We start from the raw sequence: 2,646 nt of genomic DNA on the forward strand, positions 1-2,646 counted from the left end.
GGCTGGGATGTCATTGTACAATTTTCTGATAAATTTTATACTGACAAACTTCTCAACGAGATTAATGACCTTTGCAAGCACTATGATTCTCATTTTGGTGTCAGGTTCTATGGACACAGCTTTGACTGTAAAAACCTAGAAAAGATACCTGACGTAAAATATTTGTCTCTGGACTGCATGTTGGAAGTTAAAAACTTGGCGATCGTTACTAAACTTATGTACCTTGAACGATTTGGACTTGGCATTTTTGAAATGAAAGAAACCGAAATATTAGGTGCTGAAAATCTTCATAAGATTAAATACCTAATGCTGACAGATACCAGAACAAAGGCATTAAATTTAGACCACCTAAGAAACTACCGCAACTTGACCACACTAATGGTCTGTGGACACACAAAAAATATTGATGCCATAGGAGAACTTAGTCAATTGAATCAGCTAAATCTGAACTCAATTTCCAAAGCTCCACTACACTTTATTAATAAACTCAAAGAACTTAAGACCTTAAAAATTATGCTTGGTGGACGAAGCAATATAGAGGAGATAGAAAAAAATAATATTGAAAACTTAGAAATCGTTTGGGTACGGGGCTTTAACAGTTTCAATAACATATCCAACTTTAGCAAATTAAAGACTTTGCAAATTGAGGACAACATACAATTAAAGGAACTACATTTTAACCAAACTTTACAATACCTAGAAGATTTTAAGCTATTGAACTGCAAAACATTTAGCACACTTACAGGTATAGAAAAATTAAAAACTCTGAATCATCTTAGAATTTACAAAACAGCAATTGATTTCGAAAATTTCGTTGAACTTCCCAAACCAGATTCATTGAAAATTTTTGCCTTCTACACTACTAAGTCCAAAACAGATAAAATTATAAAGGAAAGACTCAAATCCATGGGATACACCAACGGCCTAGACAGAGATTAGAATTATATTAAAACAAAAAAGCCTTAGATTTCTCTAAGGCTTTCCGTGCACTTGTAGGGATTCGAACCCCAAACCTTCTCATCCGTAGTGAGATGCTCTATCCAATTGAGCTACAAATGCATTTCCGTTTCGTTAACGGACTGCAAAAGTAATGTTTGAAATTGAAAAACAAAACTTTTTATGAAAAAAAATTAAATAAAATAAGGCAACCAGGCCTAAAATAAAGCTAATCCAATATAAATCAGGCAGATCAATTCATACAATTAATTACTTCCATATACTGACCTGCTGTACCCTTTCTTCGAGCTGGGATGCCAAAGAATCTATTCTCGATTTCAAAATCAATTTACGTCCCTCAATAGTCTTGGTAAACACAAACTCGCATGGCCCAACCAGCTTTGTCCATTGCTGAGCAAAGAAAGTAACCAATGCTTTATTTCTACCAATAAGTTCCGGAATTGCATGATAATCCTTCTGTTTTGCAAAAAACAAAAAAACACTTTTCCTGATGATGATGTACCTTGGATTGTTAACCGGCCTCACCAACTCCGTGAGTGTCCGGATAAAAGTTGACCGTTCAAAATTAGTTCCGCCCTTTAAATGACAATATACGGTCCCAAGGTGATCCTGAGAAGACATTACTTTCAAGGCCGAAATATTTGACCGAACCACTCCCATATGGACTAACGTATTCAATAAAGCCTGCGCAATTTGCTCCATATCCTTAGAAATATCTCTGTATTCAAAATAAAGCTTAAGCATTTTTAGCGTCCTGCGCCCAAATAAAAGAGTGCCAAGTACAACAAAAGCGCCTAAGCAAGCATAAAAATCTTGCACAGACCTAATCTCTCTGGAAGCACGGAAAAGAAATTTAAAAAAGCAATATACAATACTGAAAACCAGAGTTATAGCAAAATTAGCAATGGTCTTATCCAGGTACATCTTTTTTGTAGCCTGGTAACCTTTCTTTTGCAGGAATGGAACCTTAATCTCCTCCACTAAATTTACACCAGTTTGCAGTGCGCTTGCCCACTGAGCCATCAATAAATCTCTATTTGCAGCATTCTTAAAAGTCCGGGCATTCTGTTCCTGAACAGCCGATGGTGATGAAAGATCACCAGACAAGTTTAAACGCGCCATTCCATTCTCGATCCCTCCTTCTGTTAGGCTCGAAACCCCAACAAAACTCCGGAATCTTCTCTTCAGTACTTCAAAATCTTCTCCGCCTGTAATTGAAGTTCGGTCTATACAGGCCAAATGCCAAATATGACCAGTCTTATGATCATTTCCTCTTTGCGTACGAATAGCCCTTCCGCGCATTTGATTAGAAAGGACAAAGGATCCAACAAAACTTGCCAAAATCAAGGAATTAATAGCTGGTGCATCCCAGCCTTCTCCCAGCAGAGATTTTGTTCCAATCAAAACTTCAATTTCGCCCTGTTGAAAAATCCTGGTAACGATATCAACAATACTATTTTTTAATTGCTCCTTCTGTTCGATGAACAAATAATTGTGATCAAAAGGAACTAAAGAAGTTTGCAGATCCTTTATTCCGAATTCAGCACCCAGCGCTTCAAATGCAGCATAAGCAGATTTAGGGATGATGACCATAGAACCCGTCAAAACACCAATCTTTATTCCTGCAACATTATTTCGCCTCAATTTTTCAAATATGGGCATCACACCAATTTTATGGAGGTCCAGACA

At 36.9% G+C, this 2,646-nt stretch carries 1 protein-coding gene, 1 tRNA gene and 1 pseudogene; 1 reads left to right on the top strand and 2 read right to left on the bottom strand.

The genetic code is table 11. The annotated features are described in order from the left end of the window. A partial coding sequence (locus DBR11_RS29740; RefSeq protein ID WP_108555386.1) for a hypothetical protein occupies window positions 1-939 on the top strand: 939 nt, incomplete at its 5' end. Window positions 940-985: 46 nt separating this feature from the next. Here DBR11_RS29740 and DBR11_RS25450 read toward each other — a convergent pair. Together DBR11_RS25450 and DBR11_RS29995 are read right to left on the bottom strand one after the other, a co-directional pair. Beyond that, window positions 986-1,059: transfer RNA gene (locus DBR11_RS25450), tRNA-Arg, on the bottom strand. A 147-nt stretch (window positions 1,060-1,206) separates the two neighbouring features. Then, window positions 1,207-2,646, bottom strand: a pseudogene (locus tag DBR11_RS29995) (restriction endonuclease subunit R); the annotation flags it as partial.

The sequence above is a fragment of the Pedobacter sp. HMWF019 genome (genome assembly GCF_003061025.1).
Classification (GTDB): domain Bacteria; phylum Bacteroidota; class Bacteroidia; order Sphingobacteriales; family Sphingobacteriaceae; genus Pedobacter.